Raw genomic sequence first — 18,182 nt, forward strand, 5'->3', positions numbered from 1 at the left:
CTGGCCGCTCGGCTCAGATCACCTGGAATCCATGGGTGGCGTCGCGCCGCAGTTGCTCGACCAGGCCAAATTCCCAATCCAGATAACCCTGCATGGCTTCACGCGGATTGTCGGTACCCTCATAGGGCCGGCGGTATCGGTCGATACGCAGTGCGGCCAGTCGAGTCTCTCCCGCCTCAAGGGGCAGCCCCTGGTCAATCCAGGCACCCGTACCGCCCTGTAGCAGGTACACCGGCTTACCCGTCAACGCCTGCAACTCGGCGATGGCGAAGCGGGCCAACAGACTGCTCCCGCACGTGAGCACGTAGCGCTCGGCCGTGGGCAATTGCTCCAGCGCTTGGGGCAATTGCGAGCGCAGGGTGAACCAGGCGCCGGGGATATGCCGCTTGACGTAGTTGGCACTGCTGGTGAAGTCCAGCAGTACGGTGCCTTCGTCCTGCAGCCACAGGCCCAACTGCGTGGTATCGATCTGCTCGGCCGGCGGTAGCTCAGGCAAGGGGGTTTGCCAGTCGCCGCGTTCGCTGAACCGCTCGCTGGCGACGTCATCCAGCACCCAGGTCTCCCACCCCATCTGCGCCAGCCAGGAGGCACTCATGTTGGCGCGCACCCCGTCATTGTCCACCAGCACCAACCGGGCGCCACGAACGGCGGCGGTATGGTCCGTTTCCTGGACCAGTTGCCCACCGGGCACCGAGCGGAAACCCGGCAGGTGTCCGGCGATAAACTCTTGCGGTGTGCGCACATCGATCAGGTAGGTGGTGCGGGTATTCTGCGCCAGCAAGCCCGGCAGCTCGGCCAGGCTCAGGCGAGCCACTGCGGCCCGGTCAGCCACCTGCCGTGCGTTGGCGGCAGCCTGCTCGTGGCCGGTCGTGGCGTCCAGGTCAAAGCGCCGCGCCTGGCCATGTTCCAGCGTCTGCCCGGCCAGGGTCCAGCCGATGGTACCGTTGCGTAACGCCGACACCGGGTTGGCGATTGCGGCATTGACCAGCGATTGGGCGCCGATAATGCTGCGGGTACGGCCGGCACAATTGACGATGACCCGAGTCTGCGGGTCCGGCGCCAGGGCGCCGACGCGCAACACCAGTTCGGCGCCCGGCACGCTGATGCTGCCGGGGATGCTCATGGTCTGGTACTCGTCCAGGCGCCGCGCATCGAGCACCACCACATTGGCCTGGCCATCGATCAGCGCCTTGACCTCTTCGGCCGACAACGACGGTGTATGCCGATGCGACTCCACCCACTCACCAAAGGCCTTGCTCGGCACGTTGACGTCGCGAAACAGCTCGCCACCGGCGTCGCGCCATCCCGCCAGGCCACCTTCGAGCAGGGCCACATCCACGTACCCCAGCGCGCGCAGGCGCCCATAGGCAACGACCGCCAGGCCCTCGCCAGCGTCGTACAGGGTGATCGGGGTATCGAGCCGGGGAATCCGCGCATAGGCCTCCAGCTCTAGCCGCGACAACGGCAGGTTGGCAGCGAACAGTGGGTGCTCCTGGGCATAAGGGTCTTCTTCGCGCACGTCCAGCAACGCGAGTTCCCGGCGTGCCAGCAGCGCGGCACGGATATCGGCAGGGGTGCGGGTGAGGATACGACTCATGGGTGGTGTGGCTCCTTGGACAAGTCCCAGATGTTGGGCAGGTGGGCATTGGAATAGCCCGAGATGAACGGTTTTTCCCGGCCATCCACTTCGTAGACGGCGCGGTGTACGGCGCCGATGTTGGCGCCGTACACATGAATACTGATGGAGACCCGGTCGGCAAAGGCATTGCTGACCCGGTGGATATCGCCAATGCGTGGGGACACGGCTTCCACCTGACCCGGCGCAAGCAAGGTCGGCGCACCGAGTGCCTGCAGCGCACCGCCGGCGCCCAGCGTGTAGCCCTGGGCATGCTCGGCGCCACGCAACATGCCGATCAGGCCCCAGACACGATGATCGTGAATGGGTGTGCTTTGCCCCGGCCCCCAGACAAAGCTGACCACCGAAAAACGTTGCTGGGAGTCCGCATGAAGCAGGAACTGCCGGTAGCGCTGTGGGTCAGGCTCGGCGTATTCCTCGGGCAGCCAGTCGTCATGCCTGACCAACTCGCCCAACAGACGGGCGCCCTCCTCCAGCACTCGCGCTTCCTCTGGCGCCTCGCAGAGCAATTGAGCGAACGCACCAATGAAGTCGTGCAAGCGTCCCAGGTTGACAGTGTCGGTCATGGTATCCCCTGTTTTTTTTGGCATTCAAGCCGGTCCACGGCTTGCAGGGCTACTAAGCTAGCAAGAGAATGATTATTCTATAAGAACATTTTTGGCATAACCTAATATGAGAATGTTTAATGAAGATCGATGATATAGACGCCTTCGTCTCAGTGGTCCGCTGCCAATCGATCAGTCAGGCTGCCGAATCCCTGCAACTGACCCAGCCGGCCATTACGCGGCGCACCCAGAATTTCGAGAAGGACCTGGGCGTGGTGCTGCTGGACCGCAACACCAAGCCGCTGAAGCCGACCACCATCGGCATGCGGGTGTACGAACAATGCAAGGTGGTCATGCGCGAGGTCGATGCATTGCGCGAGCTGGTCGGTGCGGCAGGCCCGGCAAGCGGCGCCCTGCGCCTGGGCGTGCCGCAAACCATCGGCGACGCCGTGTTGGTGCATGCCCTGCAGGAGATTCGTGGGGCCTTCCCCGAGTTGCGCACCCAAGTCATCAACGGTTGGGGCAGCAACCTGGTGGCCAAGATGGAAAACGGCGAACTGGACGCCGCCGCGGCGCTGTTCCCGGCGGGCAAGATCTTTCCCGAAGGGATCGCCGGACAATCCATCGGACGCATGCCACTGCTGGTAGTCGCCGCCAAGGACAGTCTGCGCAAACGCAACTGCAAACTCGCCGACTGCTACCGGCAGGGCTGGGTCCTGAACCCCGATGGCTGCGGTTTTCGTGCCGGCCTGCAAAGAGCGTTGTCAGAACAGGGTCTGTCGATGCACATCAACCTGGAAACCTTCGGTACCGAACTGCAACTGGGCCTGGTCGCCAACGGCATGGGCCTGGGCCTGGTGCCCCAGCCGATCCTGGAAAAAAGCCAGCACCGCGAGCGCCTGGAAGTCATCAATGTCAGCGACTTCAAGCCGGTGATCGACCTCTGGCTGCTGCACCCGCGCTTCCTCGGCAATCTTCAGGAGCCCGTCGAGCTGTTCGGTCGCCTGGTCGCCCAGCGGCTCGGCCAGCGCTAACACACGGCGGCTGGACGGCAATCACCCCCGGTGGATTGCCAGATCCTGCAGGAGCGGGCCTGCTCGCTCCTGCAGGGGCGAGATTAATATTCTCATACGACATATTACACAAACAACATAATGCGATATTTATATAATTAGCTTAGATCAAAAAAGAATTTTACAGCGCTCGAATATACAAATAAGTTTGCTCCATGACCGACCCCTCGCCAGGTGGAGGACACCCGAATGCGGCTATTCCGCACCATGACGAGGGACGTCCATGTCGTCACCATCCTGCGCCAAGATTCCGCCTGCCCGGTCCACCGGGCCGGTCCAAGCAACGCCCAATGTAACCGACAGCCCCGGTACCCGGTCTTTTGCCGAGCTGCTGCAAAGCCTGAGTGTCCAGCTGGCAAGCACCGCCGACGACTACGACCGCACTGGCGCCTTCCCCCAGGCTAATTTCGATCTGCTGCACCGCCATGGCCTGCTCGCACTGACCGTGCCCAAAGAGCTGGGTGGCCTGGGAGGCGATCTGGCCCAGGCGAGTCAAGTGATCGGAGCCGTTGCCCAGGGTGAACCCTCCACGGCCCTGATCCTGGTCATGCAATACCTGCAACATGCGCGTTTGCACAGCACCCGACGCTGGCCACAGGCCTTGCGCGAACGGGTTGCCCGTGATGCCGTCAACCATGGCGCGCTGATCAATGCCCTGCGGGTCGAGCCCGACCTCGGCACCCCCGCCCGTGGCGGCCTCCCCGCGACACTGGCCCGGCGCCGCACTGATGGCTGGCGCCTGAGCGGGCGCAAGATCTACTCCACCGGCAGCTACGGCCTGAGCTGGTATGCCGTGTGGGGCCGCAGCGACGACCCCGACCCGCTGGTAGGCGTCTGGCTGGTGCACAAAGACATGCCCGGTATCCGCATCGTCGAGGACTGGGACCACCTGGGCATGCGCGCCACCTGCAGTCACGAAGTGATCTTCGATGACGTGCATCTGCCCCTGGAGCATGCCGTCAGCGTCAGCCCCTTGAGCGCACCACAACCGGAACTGGATGGGGTCGGCCAGCAATGGATGGCGGTCCTGCTCTCGGCGGTCTACGACGGCGTCGCCCGGGCTGCCCGCGACTGGCTGGTGGACTGGTTGCTGGAGCGCCAGCCGAGCAACCTCGGCGCGCCTCTGGCAAGCCTGCCGCGTTTTCAGGAGGTGGTCGGCCACATCGATACCCTGCTGTTCGCCAACCGTACCCTGCTCGATGCCGCCGCCCAGGGACACAGCCCCGCGTGCAGCGCCGGACAGCTCAAATACCTGGTCACCGGCAACGCCATCCGCGCGGTCGAACTGGCCATCGAGGCCGCCGGCAACCCCGGCCTGGCCCGGCGCAACGCCCTGCAACGGCACTATCGCGACGTGCTCTGCAGTCGCATCCATACCCCCCAGAACGACACCATCCTGATCGGCGCGGGCAAGGCCGCCTTCACCCACCGACACCAAGGAGCCTCGGCATGAGCATCGAATTCATCGGTTTTATCGGCACCCACCACGCCTCGGAAATCCACCCTCGCACGGGCCCGCACCTGGACCGCGACTATATCGAGCAACTGGCCCGCGCCCACGATGAGGCAGGCTTCGACCTGGCATTGATAGCGCAGCACTCCACCAGCGCGGACAGCTCTTTCGTGGCCGCCCACGCCGCCAGCGTGACCCGACGCCTCAAGGTGTTGATCGCCCACCGCCCAGGATTCATCGCACCCACCCTGGCGGCCAGACAGTTCGCCACCCTGGACGCCCTCAACGGTGGGCGCACCGCGGTGCACATCATCACCGGCGGCGACGATGCCGAATTGCGCCAGGACGGCAGTTTCATCGACAAGGACACCCGCTACGCGCGCACCGACGAATACCTGGAGGTGCTACGCCGCGAGTGGAGCCACGATACGCCGTTCGATTTCAGCGGCCACTACTACCAGGTCGAACAGGCCATCTCGCTGATCAAGTCGCCGCAGACCCCGCACATCCCGCTGTATTTCGGCGGCGCGTCCGACGCGGCGATCCGCGTGGCCGGCAAGCATGCCGACGTCTATGCGCTGTGGGGCGAGACCTACGCACAAGTCCGCGAACTGGTGACACGGGTACGTGCCGAGGCAGCCCGGCATGGCCGGCAGATTCGCTTCAGCCTGTCGCTACGACCGATCCTGGCCGACACCGAAGAACTGGCCTGGGCCCGCGCCGATGCCATTCTCGAGCAGGCCACGGCGCTCGCCGAACGCAATGGCATAGGCCGCCAGACGCCGGCCAACGAGGGTTCGCGGCGACTCCTGGCCGCCGCCGCCCAGGGCAGCCGGCTGGACAAGTGCCTGTGGACCGGCATCGCCGGCCTGCTCGGGGCCCGGGGCAATTCGACCGCCCTGGTCGGCACTGCGCGTCAGGTGGCCGAGGCCCTTCTCGACTACTACGACCTGGGGATCGACACCTTCCTGATCCGTGGCTTCGACCCCCTGGAGGACACCCTCGATTATGGCCGGCGCCTGATTCCCCTGACCCGCCAACTGCTCGCCGAACGCCAGGCGACTCCCGCCGCCCATTCCACGACTCAAGGAGCACTCTCGTGAGCCAGACCCACAGCGCCCACCAGCGCAAGGACATCGCGCACTTCATCCACCCTTACAGCAACCTCGACGCCCATGCCGAGCGCGGGCCCACGGTGATCGTGCGTGGCGAAGGCTGCCATGTCTTCGACGACCAGGGCCGGCGCTATCTCGAGGGGATGTCGGGCCTGTGGTGCACCAGCCTGGGGTTTTCCGAACAGCGCCTGGTGGACGCCGCCCACCAGCAACTGCAAGTGCTGCCCTACTACCACAGCTTCAACCACCGCAGCCACGTGCCGGGGATCGAACTGGCCGAGAAACTCGCGCAGTTGGCACCGGGACATCTGAACCACGTGCTGTTCGCCAACTCCGGCTCCGAGGCCAACGACAGCGCGGTAAAGCTGGTGTGGTACTACAACAACGTGCTCGGCCGGCCCCTGAAGAAAAAGATCATCGCTCGCCGCCAGGGTTATCACGGCATCACGGTCGCCTCCGGCAGCCTGACGGGCCTGCCACCGATCCACGCCGAATTCGACCTGCCCATCAGCGGCATCCTGCACACCGACAGCCCCAGCCATTATCACGCCGGTCTTCCGGGTGAAACCGCGCAGGCCTTCAGCGATCGTATTGTCGGCAACCTTGAAGCTCTGATTCTGCGCGAAGGCCCCGAGACCATCGCGGCCTTCATTGCTGAGCCGGTGATCGGTTCCGGCGGCGTGATCCTGCCTCCGCCGAACTATTTCCCGCGGGTCCAGGCCCTGCTGCGCAAGCACGACATCCTGTTCATCGTCGACGAAGTCATCACCGGTTTCGGCCGCACTGGCCAATTGTTCGGCAGCCAGACCTACGACCTGCAACCGGACCTGATGTCAGTCGCCAAGGGCCTGTCCTCGGCCTACCAGCCGATCTCCGCCTTGCTGGTCAGCGACGCGATTGACGAGGTGCTGCGCCAGGCCAGTGGCAAGCTCGGCGCCTTCGCCCATGGCACCACCTACGCGGCGCACCCGGTGGCGGCGGCGGTGGCCCTGGAAACCTTGCGCCTCTATGAAGAGCGCAAGATCGTCGACCATGTACAACAGGTGTCACCGCACTTCCTGCGGCGCCTGCACAGCCTCGCCGACCACCCGCTGGTCAGCGATGTGCGCGGGGTCGGTCTGCTCGGCGCGCTGGAAATCGCGGCCGACAAGCGCAACCGCAGTCCCTTCCCGGCGCAGTGGCGGTTGGGTGACTGGATTCAGAATGCCGCCCAGGAGCACGGCGTCATCGTGCGCGCCATCGGCAATGCGATTGCCCTGTGCCCGCCCCTGATCATCGACGAGGCATTGATCGACCAGTTGTTCGACGGCCTGGCGCGCGCCCTGGACGATGCCCAGCGGTACGTCGCTCAACTCGATGCGCAGCGGGCCTGAGGTGAGCATGCACCAGGAGGTCAACTTGTTCAGCGCACCCTCGCGCCTGGCGCTGCCGCAATGGACCCGCAGTGCCGTACGCCGAGTGTTGCGCCTGGTCTACGCGCTGTTGAGCATTGCCGGGACCTTGCTAGGGCTGTTGTTTGTCACCTTTGCCATCGGCCGCCTGCTGCCTGCCGATCCCGTACTCAGCGTGATCGGCGACCGCGCATCCAAGGCGCTGTACGACAAGGTGTTCGTCGAGATGCGCCTGGACCGCCCGCTTTACGAGCAGTTCGCGCTCTATGTACGGGACATGCTCCACGGTGATTTCGGTACGTCACTGGTGACCAGCAACCCCATCGCCAGCGATATCCTGCGCTTCTTTCCAGCGACCCTGGAGCTGGCCACTTTGGGCATGCTGTTCGGCACCCTGCTGGGGATTCCCTTGGGTGTGCTGTGTGCTCGGCATGAGGGACGCCTGGTGGATCACCTGGGTCGCGTGGTGTCGCTGCTCGGTCATTCGATCCCGGTGTTCTGGCTGGGGCTGGTGGCCTTGCTGCTGTTCTACGCCAAGCTGGAATGGGTCGGCGGACCGGGTCGGCTGGATATCGCCTACCAGTATTCGATCCCGGAGGTCAGCGGCCTGGTGCTGCTCGATTGCCTGCTGGCCGGCGACATGGCGGCCTTCGCCAACGCGCTGTCGCACATTGTGCTGCCGGGCGCCCTGCTGGGTCTGGTCGCACTGGGCTACATCGCCCGCATGACCCGCAGTTTTGTCCTGGCACAACTGCATCAGGACTACATCCTGGTGCTGCGCCTCAAGGGCTTCTCGTCGTCGCGCATCCTGTGGCGCTACGCATTGCCGAACGCCGCCGGACCAATCCTGGCAGTGACGGTGATGGCCTATGCCTATCTGCTGGAAGGCGCGGTACTCACCGAGACCGTGTTCGCCTGGCCAGGCCTGGGCATGTTCATTACCGAGTCGCTGTTTGCCGCCGACATCCCTGCCGTGCTCGCCGCCACCCTGGTGGTGGGCGTGGTCTATCTGAGCTTCAACATGTGCAGCGATGCGCTGTTGGTCCTGCTTGATCCGCGAGCCCGTGTCCAATGAAAGCCTACGCCCTCACCCACGCCTGGCTGACCTGCGATGAGCCACGCCATCGCCTGCAGGCACGCCTGGGCAATCTCTATCGCTTCGCCCGTCGTTATGCGGCCAGCCCGGTGGGCATGCTCGGCCTGTTGATCGTCGGCCTGCTCGCCGTACTCGCGCTCGCCGCGCCGTGGCTGGCGCTGCAAGACCCCCTGGCGCAGGTACTGAGCGAACGTCTCTCGCCGCCCTCGGCCCAGCACTGGTTTGGCACCGACAGCCTGGGCCGGGATATTTTCTCCCGCGCCCTGTGGGGTGCCCGTCCGACCTTGCTGGTGGTGCTGGCCTCGCTGGCATTGAGTGCGCCCCTGGGCACCTTGATTGGCGCGGCGGCCGGACTGTTCGGCGGGTGGCTGGACCGGGTCCTGATGCGTATTACCGATATCTTCATGGCCTTTCCCCGGCTGATCCTCGCCCTTGCCGTGGCGGCCTCCCTGGGCGCCGGCTTGTGGACGGCGGTACTGGCAATCACCCTCACCGGCTGGACGCCGTATGCGCGAATCGCTCGCAGCGAAGCCGCCTCCCTGCGCCGCGCGGAGTTCATCCAGGCCGCCTGCACACTGGGCGCCTCACCCTGGCGCCTGCTGTGGCGCCACGCCTTGCCTCTGTGCATGCCATCGATGGTAGTGCGCGCCGCGCTGGACGCACCGGGGATCATCCTGATTGTCGCCGGCCTGGGTTTCCTCGGCCTGGGCCTGCCACCTCCCCAGGCGGAATGGGGCGCCATGGTCGCCGACGGGCGCTCCCTGGTGTTCGAGGCCTGGTGGGTCGCGACCTGCCCGGGCCTGCTGATCCTGTCCGCCGGCCTTGGCTTCAACCTGTGCGGTGACGCACTGCGCGACCTGATCGGCCCCGCCACCCGCTAGGAGATGAGATGAATACGTCAACCACGCCCCCACTGCTGGAAGTCGACGACCTGCACGTGCGCTTCAACGGTCCTGCCGGACCGGTACCCGCCGTACGTGGTGTAAGCCTGCGCCTGGGCCGCGAGCGCTTGGCGGTGGTCGGTGAATCCGGCTCGGGCAAGTCCGTCAGTTTCCGCGCGCTGCTCGGCCTGCTGCCGGCCAGTGCCCAGGTCAGCGGCCAGGCACGATTTGCCGGTGCGCCGCTGCTGGGCCTGGACGAAAAACAACAATCGGCCCTGCGCGGCCGGCGCATCGGCATGATCGTCCAGGACCCGCGCCAGGGCCTCAACCCGCAACGCAACGTGGGTGCACAGTTGCAAGAGATGCTGCGCTGGCACTGGTCGCTGTCGAGCCAACAGGCCCGGCACCGGGCCCTGGAGTTGCTGGCCGACGTGGACATCCGCGAACCGCAGCGGGTCATGGCGCTGTATCCGCACCAACTGTCCGGGGGCATGGGCCAGCGCGTGATGATCGCCATGGTGCTGGCCGGCGAGCCGGATCTGCTGATCGCCGACGAAGCCACCTCCGCCCTGGACAGCATGGTGCGGCGCACCATCCTCGACCTGATCGACCGCCAGGTGCGCCAGCGCAACATGGGCCTGGTGCTGATCAGCCACGACCTGGACCTGGTCGCTGGCTTCGCCGACCGCGTGTTGGTGATGTACGCCGGCCGCGTCGTCGAGACGTTGGCGGGTGGCGCCGTACACGCTGCGCGCCACCCTTACAGCCAAGGCCTGCTGGCTTGCCGCCCAAGCCTGGCCCGCAGTGGCCACGACCTACCGACCTTACAGAGGGACCCTGCATGGGCAGTGTGAACGCGGCATTGTCGATCACCCAGTTGGCAATCAATCATGGTCCGCACAAGGTGGTGGCGGGTATCTCCCTGCACCTGGGTGAAGGCCAGAGCCTGGGGATCGTCGGCGAGTCCGGTTGTGGCAAGAGCAGCATTCTCAAGGCGATCGCCGGCGTGGATGAACGCTGGAGCGGACGCATCGAGGTGTTCGGCGAACCCCAGGCACGGCGGCGCAGCAAGGCCCAGCGCCGCGTGCTGCAAATCGTTTTCCAGGACCCGCTGGCCGCACTGAACCCGGCGCACACGGTGGACGAGATTCTCCGTGAGCCCTTGCAGATCCATGGCTTCGACCGGCATGAGACGCGCATCCTCGACGCCCTGGACAGCGTCGCTCTGCCTCGCTCGATCCGCTTTCGCTTCCCGGCCCAACTGTCGGGAGGTCAACGCCAGCGCATCAGCATTGCCCGTGCCCTGCTGGTGGAACCCCGGTTGCTGCTGCTGGATGAACCGACCTCGGCGCTGGACGTCTCCGTCCAGGCCGAAGTGTTGAACCTGTTGTCTCGGCTGCGCCGCGAGCGGGGCCTGAGCTACGTGCTGGTCAGCCATGACCTGGCCGTGGTCGCGCACCTGTGCGAGGAGGTTGCGATCATGCAGCACGGCGCCTTCGTCGAAGTGCTGGGGCGCGAACAACTGGCCGCCGGTCACGTCAGCCACCCCTACACCCAATCACTGTTGAGCGCCGCCGCGTTCTGAACCCCAGTCCCAACCACCGAAGAACTCGCTACAGGATAGACGCTGCGCGGGATCGACCACAGCCCCTGTTCCCTCTAGGAGTTCTGCATGAAACAACGACCCGCAACCCTGCTCGCCACCCTGACGCTGTTGGCCGCGGCACTGGCCGGCCAGGTCCAGGCCGCCACGCCCAAAGACACCGTGGTGATGGGCAAGGACATCACCAATATCCTGACCCTCGACCCGGCGGAAACCTTCGAGGTCACCGGCGGCGAGGTCATCAACAATCTCTATACCCGCCTGTTCACCTACGACCCGCAAGACTTCTCCAAGCTCGAAGGCGGTGTCGCCAGCGACTGGAAAGTCTCCGCAGACGGCAAACAGTTCAGTATCGGCATTCGCGAAAACCTGCGTTTTCAATCGGGCAACCCCATCCGCGCCGAAGACGCGGCCTTCTCCCTGCGCCGCGTGACCCAACTGGGCCTGACGCCCTCGTTCATTCTCGAACAGTACGGCTGGACCCCGCAGAACGTGGCGCAGAAAGTGCGTGTGGAAAACGGCCGATTGGTGCTGGAGCTGAACAAGCGCTGGGCGCCGACCCTGGTCCTCAACACCCTGACCTCGGGCGTGGCATCCATCGTCGACGAGAAGCTGGCGCGCGAGCATGAACAGGACGGCGACCTTGGCCATGCCTGGCTCAAGACCCACGCTGCCGGCTCCGGGGCCTTCAGCCTCAAGCAATGGAAGGCTGGCGACGTAGTCGCCCTGGATGCCTTCGACGGCTACTACCGTGGCACTCCCGCAATCAAGCGCGTGATCCTGCGGCACATCCCCGAGCCGTCGGCCCAGCGCTTGCTGCTGGAAAAGGGCGACATCGATATTGCCCGTGACCTGCGCCCGGAACAGGTCAAGGCCCTGGCCGGCAATCCCGAAGTCAAACTGCACGAAGAGCACAAAGTGTCCGAGCTGTACCTGGCCCTGAACCTGAGCAACCCGGCACTGGCCAAACCCAAAGTGCGCGAGGCGCTGCGCTGGTTGATCGACTACGACAACATCAGTGAGCATTTGCTCGCCGGCCAGTGGTTCACTCACCAGACCTTCATCCCCAAAGGCGTGCTCGGTGCCCTGGATGAGACGCCCTACAAGCTCAACGTACAGAAGGCCCGTGAACTGTTGAAGGAAGCCGGGTATGCCGACGGCTTCAACATCACTCTGGACGCCGCCAACCTGTTCCCCTGGCTGCAGGTGTCCCAGACGATCCAGCAGAGCTTTGCCAGCGCCGGCGTCAAGGTTGACCTGCGGGTAGTCGATGTCAACCAGGCGATGGGCCGCTACCGCAGCCGCCAGTACGATGCGATGTTCTTCTACTGGTCCCACGACTACAACGATCCACACTCCTCGGCCGGCTTCCTGATTCCCAACCCGGATGACAGCGACGCCTCTACTCTCAAAGCCGCCGCCTGGCGCACGCACTGGAAGTTCCCCCAGCCCGAGCTGGTCGACCAGGCCGCAGAAGAACCCGACACTCAGCGGCGCATCGGCCTGTACCAGGACCTGCAGCGCAAAGTGCTGGCCGACTCGCCATACATCTTCCTGCTCCAGCAGAACGAGCAGACGGCCCTGCGCAAGAATCTCAGCGGTTTTGTCTCAGGCCCGGCCTTCGACACCCCGGTGTATTCGGGGCTGAAGAAAGACTGACGCGCCACCTCTGCGGTGACCCGCACCACTCAGGTTGCGGGTCCATACCCATCGTCTCATGCAAGCCTGCCCGAGTTTCTCGAGCGGGCTTTTTTGTATCGCACACCACACCCAACACACGAACTACTTTGCATATTAGGTTATGCATATTATGTCTTTTACGCATTTATGTTCACCTCCTAGTATGGCCCTCCAACACCTTCGCGGTGCCGCCGGCCACTACCTGGAACCAGGCCCCCGGCGATCCGCCGCGTAATCCCCGACCGCACGGCCGGGGCTGCACTGCCCAGCGAGCCAGCCACACCGCACACGGAACGCGCGCCCGCATAACTCAAAAAAAAGCCAACACACACTTAGATCTATGGAGTTAAGCAACGTGGATAACAGCTTCCGTCGGGCGACCTTACCCGACCTGGTTCGGCTCGCGATTTCCTTAGGCCTGCTGGCCGGCAGTGGCAGTGCCTTCGCCGACACCAACGACAGCCACCCTGGTGGCTACCAGGACAAACCCCTGGAAACCGTGGTCGTCACCGGCAACCGCGCCCGTGGCAACCAGCGCACCATTACCGACAGCCCCGCCCCGATTGACGTGATCAAGGCCGACGACCTACAGCGCCAGAGCAGCGCCGGCCTGACCGCCGCCCTGAACAGCCTGCTGCCTTCGTTCAACCTGCCGGCCATTCCCGGCGGTGGCTCTTCGTCCCTGGTGCGCCCGGCGGGCCTGCGCGGGCTCAATGCTGACCAGACCCTAGTGCTGGTGAACGGCAAGCGCCGCCACACCACGGCGCTGGTGAACATTTCTTCGTACATGAACAACGGCTCGCAGCCAGCCGACCTGGACCTGATCCCGGTCAGCGCGGTGGACCACATCGAAGTGTTGCGCGACGGCGCGGCGGCGCAATACGGTTCCGATGCCATCGCCGGGGTGATCAATATCATCCTCAAGACCAACGACCACGGCGGCAACGCCACCACCACCGGCGGGCACAACTACGGCAGCGGGGGCGGCGTGGTGACCCAGTCATTGAACTTGGGCAGCCTGTTGCCCAACGACGGATTCTTCAATTTTGCCCTGGACGTGCGTACCCAGGATGACGCCGACCGTGCCGATTCAGCCAAGGGCGCGTTCTACCACCCGCTGCCCGACGGCAGCCCGGACCCACGGGAGGAAACGGTCAACCGGCACATTTCCTCCAGCTACGGCGAACCGCGCTACAAACTGCTCAACGCCTCCTACAACGCCGAGCTCCCCCTCTCGAGCACCACGTCGCTGTACTCCTTCTCCACCGTCAGCGTGCGCAAGTCCGAGGGCGGCGCATCGTTCATTCGGCCCAACAGCCTGAGCGCCAATGCCAGCCTCTACCCCGACGGCACCCTGCCGGTGCGCGAGATCGAAGAAAACGATTTCCAGAGTGCCATCGGCGCCCGTGGAGAACTGGCCGCCTGGGACTGGGACCTGTCCACTACCCTGGGCCGCAACAAGGCCTGGCTGTCGAGCCGCAACGACCTCAACCCGTCTTTCGGTAACGCCAGCGCCAGCCACTTCGACCAGGGCAGCCAGACCGCCGACCAATGGACCAGCAACCTGGACTTCACTCGTCCGTTCGAAATCGGCCTGGCCAAGCCGATGGACCTGTCCTTTGGTTTCGAACACCGCTATGAGCGCTTCAGCATCGGTGACGGCGACTACGACTCGTACGCCAACGGCGGCTACATCATTGCCGAAGGCCCCTACCAGGGCATCGCCCCTCCGGCCGGCTCCACCGCCACCAGTGGCTACAGCCCGGATGAAGCCACCAGCGGCAGCCGCAACAACTACGCCAGCTACCTGGACCTGGGCTTCTATCCGAGCGAGAAATGGTACGTGGGTGTGGCCGGGCGCTTCGAGCACTACACCGACGACGCCGGTAACTCCACCAGCGGCAAGTTGTCCACGCGCTATGAGCTGACCCCGGCGTTTTCCCTGCGGGCCACCGTCAGCAACGGCTTTCGCGCGCCCTCCATCGCCCAGTCCATCTATGCCTCGTCCTGGACCCGGACCCTGGTCACCGGCCCCGGCACCAGCACTTCCTACGACGTGAAGGTCTTGCCCGTGGATTCGGCGGCCGCCAAGGCCCTCGGTGCCGAGGCCCTGAAGCCGGAAAAATCCACCAACTACAGCGTCGGTTTCACTTACGAACCCCTCAACAACCTGCGCCTGACCACTGACGCCTACCTGATCAAGATCCGCGACCGCATCGTCGAAGCCAGCGTACTCGCAGGCCCTGAGGTCAGCGACATTCTTGCCGCCAATGGCCTGCAATCGGACATCGCCGCGCAGTACTACACCAACGCCATCGACACCAGCACCCATGGCGTCGATGTAGTCCTCGACTACCTGCAGGACTACGCCGCCTTCGGTTCGGTGAAGTGGAGCGCGGGGCTTAACTGGAACAAGACCAAGGTCGACAACGTCAATGACGCCCCTGCGGCGCTGGCCGCATTGGGCTCGAACTACACCTTGTTCGACTACGAGGCCCAGAGCGACCTGACCAAGGGGTCGCCGACCAACAAGTACATCCTCAACGCCAACTGGCTGATCGGCGACTTCAACGTCAACCTGCGCGGCACTCGCTACGGCGAGTACTTCCAGGCCAGCGCCGGCGGACGGGCCTACGACCGTACCTGGAGCCCGACCTGGATCACCGACCTGGACGTTGGGTACTCGATCACCAGGCAGCTCAAGGTCGCCATCGGCGCCAACAACCTGTTCGACAAGTACCCCGACAAGATCGGCCCGGTGACCGGCCAGGGCCTCAACGGCTACGGGCTGTACTCACCCTATGGATTGACCGGCGGCTACTACTACAGCCGCCTGTCGTTCGACTTCTGATCTTCCCCACCCTGCCCCACGCCCAGCGTGAAGCCCGAGGACTGCACCATATATCCATCACTGTCGCTTTACATTGCCGGAGAGTTCATCGAGGCCGACCGGCCGTTGCAGGAGGTCCTGAACCCCGCCGACGGCCAGGTCATCGGCCACCTGCCCCACGCCTTGCCAGCGGACCTTGATCGCGCACTGGACAGTGCCGAACGGGCCTTCGAGGGCTGGCGCCGCAGCTCGCCCGTGGAGCGTTCGGACCTGTTGCGCCGCGCCGCCGCCCTGGCACGGGAGCGCGCCCCGCAGATCGCCCACGGCATCACCCTCGACCAGGGCAAGCCACTGGCCGAAGCCCTGCGCGAAGTGCACAGCAGTGCCGAGCACCTGGAATGGCACGCAGAGGAAGCCCGGCGCATCTACGGTCGGGTGATTCCGGCGCGCCAGGCCGAGGTCCGCCAGACCGTGACCCTGGAGCCGGTCGGGGTGTGCGCCGCCTTCACCCCATGGAACTATCCGCTGTCGCAAGCGGTGAAGAAAGTCGCGGCGGCCATTGGCGCCGGTTGCAGCCTGATCCTCAAGGGCGCGGAAGAATCACCCAGCGCCGTGGTTGCCCTGGCCCGGCTGTTCCACGACGCGGGCTTGCCGCCGGGGGTGCTGAACATCGTCTGGGGCGAACCGGCGCAGGTTTCGGATTACCTGATCCGCTCACCAATCGTGCGCAAGGTGTCTTTCACCGGCTCGGTGCCGGTCGGCAAACAACTGGCAGCGCTGGCAGGCCAGTACCTCAAGCGTACGACCTTCGAGCTGGGCGGCCATTCACCGGTGCTGGTGTTCAACGATGCCGACGTCGAACTGGCGGCCCAGCAGTTGGCTCGCTTCAAGGTGCTCAATGCCGGCCAGGTGTGCATTTCGCCGACGCGTTTCTTTGTCCAGGAGGCGGTCTATGAGCGCTTTCTCGAAACCTTCACCAGCACCCTGGCCGGCGTGCGCGTCGGTAGCGGCCTGGAAGCCACCAGCGACATGGGCCCGCTGGTCAGCCAGCGCCGCCTGCACGCCAGCCTGCGGTTGATCGAGGATGCCCGGGACAGAGGCGCACACGTGCTCCTCGGTGGCGAACGGCTGGGCCCCCAGGGCAACTTCCTAGCGCCAACCGTACTCACTGAGTTGCCGGTGGATGCGGCGATCCTGCACGAGGAACCTTTTGCCCCCATCGCCCCGGTGATTCGCTTTCGCGACCCGGCCGAGGCCATCCGCAGCGCCAACAGCCTGCCCTTCGGCCTGGCCGCCTATGTGTTCACCCATTCCCTGCGCCAGGCCAACCATGCGACAGCGGCACTGGAGGCCGGGATGGTGGGGGTCAACCACTTTGGCATCGCCCTGCCGGAAACCCCGTTCGGCGGCATCAAGGACAGCGGCATCGGCAGTGAAGGCGGCAGCGAAACCTTCGACGGCTACCTGGTGCGCAAATACGTCTCCCAACTCTGACCGTACTTGAAGGAACCCACTCATGAGCAAGACCTTGCACCTGGGCCTGTTTCTCATGCCCAACGGCCACCACTTTGGCGGCTGGCGGCACCCACAGGCAGACGTCACGCGCCACCTGGACTTCGCCGCCTACCAGGACATCGCGCGCAAGGCCGAGGCCGCGCGCCTGGACATGATCTTTATCGCCGACCGCCTGGCGGTGGACGACATCTATGGCTCGGACTTTCGCCAAGCAGTGCGTTACCGACCGTCCACTTCGGCCGAGCCAATTACCCTGATTGCCGCGCTCAGCGCCGTGACCCGCCACATTGGCTTGGCGGCCACCGCGTCTACCACCTACAACGAACCCTTCCACGTGGCACGCATGTTCGCCAGCATGGATCACCTGAGCGGCGGCCGAATCGCCTGGAACGCCGTGACCTCCACCAGTGACGGCGAGGCGCAAAACTTCAGTCGCGCCGAACACCTCGACCGCACCACCCGCTATCGCCGTGCCGGGGAGTTCCTGGAAGTGGTGACCGGTCTCTGGCGGACCTGGGGCGAGGATGCCTTGGTGGTCGACAAGGCCAGCGGTGAGTTTTACGACCCGTCCGCCGTGCGCTACCTGGACCACAAGGGCGAGTGGTTCAACGTCCGCGGCCCGCTCAATGTGCCTCGCACGCCCCAAGGCCGGCCGGTGATCATCCAGGCCGGGCAGTCGGAGGAGTTCCGCGACCTGGCCGCCAGTCAGGCCGATGTGATCTTCACCGTACAACCTACCCTGACCGGTGCGAAGACCTTCTACGCTGACCTCAAGTCCCGTGCCCAGGCCTTCGGCCGCCCACCCGAGGCGCTGAAGATTCTGCCCGGCCTGGTGCCCATCGTGGGTCGCAGCGCTGCACACGCGCAGGAACTGCAGGCATTGTTGCAGGAACGCACCCATCCCCTGGCCGGCCTGACGTTCATGTCCGCCAGCATGAACTACGACCTGTCGCAGCACCCCCTGGACGAACTGTTCCCGGACATCGAGGCCCGCCTCAAGGGCAGTCGCGGGCGCTTCCAGTATGTGATCCGCGATGCCCGCGAGCGCGGCCTGACCCTGGCCGAAGTGGCCCGCAACTACGCCGCCAACCGCTCGCACAACCTGCTGGTTGGCACCCCGCAGTTCATCGCCGACCAGATGCAGCAATGGCTGGAGGAGCACGCCAGCGACGGCTTCAATCTGATGCCGGCCTACATGCCCGGCGGCCTCGACGACTTCCTCCAGCAGGTCGTACCCGAGTTGCAGCGCCGCGGACTGTTTCGTCGTGAGTACAGCGGGAGCACCTTGCGCGACAACCTGGGCCTGGCAGTGCCCGCCTGAGTGGGCTGTTTACACTGAATCGACTGAGCCCCGACGGCTATCG

14 protein-coding genes are annotated in these 18,182 nt (G+C 64.9%); 12 read left to right on the top strand and 2 right to left on the bottom strand.

Annotated features, from left to right (window positions below):
* Nucleotides 1-13 precede the first annotated feature (13 nt).
* Both QMK50_RS01625 and QMK50_RS01630 read right to left on the bottom strand, forming a co-directional pair.
* Nucleotides 14-1,597, bottom strand: a complete 1,584-nt coding sequence (locus QMK50_RS01625) for a rhodanese homology domain-containing protein (RefSeq protein WP_320332322.1) — start codon at nucleotides 1,595-1,597, stop codon at nucleotides 14-16.
* Nucleotides 1,594-2,202 carry a cysteine dioxygenase gene (locus tag QMK50_RS01630; protein ID WP_320332323.1) on the bottom strand — a complete coding sequence of 203 codons (609 nt, stop codon included), beginning with the start codon at nucleotides 2,200-2,202 and terminating at the stop codon, nucleotides 1,594-1,596. Before QMK50_RS01630 ends, QMK50_RS01625 begins: the two co-directional genes overlap by 4 nt.
* Before the next feature lie 119 nt (nucleotides 2,203-2,321).
* Here QMK50_RS01630 and QMK50_RS01635 point away from each other — a divergent pair, with 119 nt between their 5' ends.
* The 12 genes from QMK50_RS01635 (at nucleotide 2,322) to QMK50_RS01690 (ending at nucleotide 18,139) form a co-directional block, all read left to right on the top strand.
* The gene (locus QMK50_RS01635) at nucleotides 2,322-3,215 is read left to right on the top strand and encodes a LysR family transcriptional regulator (RefSeq protein ID WP_320332324.1); all 894 of its coding nucleotides are present in this window, start codon (nucleotides 2,322-2,324) and stop codon (nucleotides 3,213-3,215) included.
* A 262-nt stretch (nucleotides 3,216-3,477) separates the two neighbouring features.
* The gene (locus QMK50_RS01640; protein WP_320332325.1) at nucleotides 3,478-4,707 is read left to right on the top strand and encodes an acyl-CoA dehydrogenase family protein; all 1,230 of its coding nucleotides are present in this window, start codon (nucleotides 3,478-3,480) and stop codon (nucleotides 4,705-4,707) included.
* Nucleotides 4,704-5,810, top strand: a complete 1,107-nt coding sequence (locus QMK50_RS01645; protein ID WP_320332326.1) for an LLM class flavin-dependent oxidoreductase — start codon at nucleotides 4,704-4,706, stop codon at nucleotides 5,808-5,810. Before QMK50_RS01640 ends, QMK50_RS01645 begins: the two co-directional genes overlap by 4 nt.
* Complete coding sequence (locus tag QMK50_RS01650) at nucleotides 5,807-7,195, top strand: aminotransferase (RefSeq protein ID WP_320332327.1); 1,389 nt, start codon at nucleotides 5,807-5,809, stop codon at nucleotides 7,193-7,195. Before QMK50_RS01645 ends, QMK50_RS01650 begins: the two co-directional genes overlap by 4 nt.
* Nucleotides 7,196-7,220: 25 nt before the next feature.
* Nucleotides 7,221-8,288 (top strand): ABC transporter permease, encoded by a 1,068-nt coding sequence (locus tag QMK50_RS01655; RefSeq protein WP_320332328.1) that lies wholly within the window; start codon nucleotides 7,221-7,223, stop codon nucleotides 8,286-8,288.
* Complete coding sequence (locus tag QMK50_RS01660) at nucleotides 8,285-9,190, top strand: ABC transporter permease (RefSeq protein WP_320332329.1); 906 nt, start codon at nucleotides 8,285-8,287, stop codon at nucleotides 9,188-9,190. The genes QMK50_RS01655 and QMK50_RS01660 overlap by 4 nt, the downstream gene beginning before the upstream one ends.
* An 8-nt stretch (nucleotides 9,191-9,198) precedes the next feature.
* Nucleotides 9,199-10,044, top strand: a complete 846-nt coding sequence (locus QMK50_RS01665) for an ABC transporter ATP-binding protein (protein WP_320332330.1) — start codon at nucleotides 9,199-9,201, stop codon at nucleotides 10,042-10,044.
* On the top strand, nucleotides 10,032-10,775 hold the full coding sequence (locus tag QMK50_RS01670; RefSeq protein ID WP_320332331.1) for an ABC transporter ATP-binding protein: 744 nt from the start codon (nucleotides 10,032-10,034) through the stop codon (nucleotides 10,773-10,775). Before QMK50_RS01665 ends, QMK50_RS01670 begins: the two co-directional genes overlap by 13 nt.
* An 87-nt stretch (nucleotides 10,776-10,862) precedes the next feature.
* Nucleotides 10,863-12,452, top strand: coding sequence for an ABC transporter substrate-binding protein (locus QMK50_RS01675; protein WP_320332332.1), 1,590 nt, complete (start codon nucleotides 10,863-10,865; stop codon nucleotides 12,450-12,452).
* Between the two features lie 376 nt (nucleotides 12,453-12,828).
* Nucleotides 12,829-15,324 carry a TonB-dependent receptor gene (locus QMK50_RS01680; RefSeq protein ID WP_320332333.1) on the top strand — a complete coding sequence of 832 codons (2,496 nt, stop codon included), beginning with the start codon at nucleotides 12,829-12,831 and terminating at the stop codon, nucleotides 15,322-15,324.
* Between the two features lie 48 nt (nucleotides 15,325-15,372).
* Complete coding sequence (locus tag QMK50_RS01685) at nucleotides 15,373-16,797, top strand: NAD-dependent succinate-semialdehyde dehydrogenase (protein WP_413787318.1); 1,425 nt, start codon at nucleotides 15,373-15,375, stop codon at nucleotides 16,795-16,797.
* 22 nt (nucleotides 16,798-16,819) lie between these two features.
* Entirely contained in the window at nucleotides 16,820-18,139 is a 1,320-nt protein-coding gene (locus QMK50_RS01690) for an LLM class flavin-dependent oxidoreductase (RefSeq protein ID WP_320332335.1), read from the top strand.
* The last annotated feature ends 43 nt before the right edge of the window (nucleotides 18,140-18,182 follow it).

Origin of the sequence: Pseudomonas sp. P5_152 (genome assembly GCF_033989915.1) — a bacterium.
In the GTDB taxonomy this organism is placed as follows: domain Bacteria; phylum Pseudomonadota; class Gammaproteobacteria; order Pseudomonadales; family Pseudomonadaceae; genus Aquipseudomonas.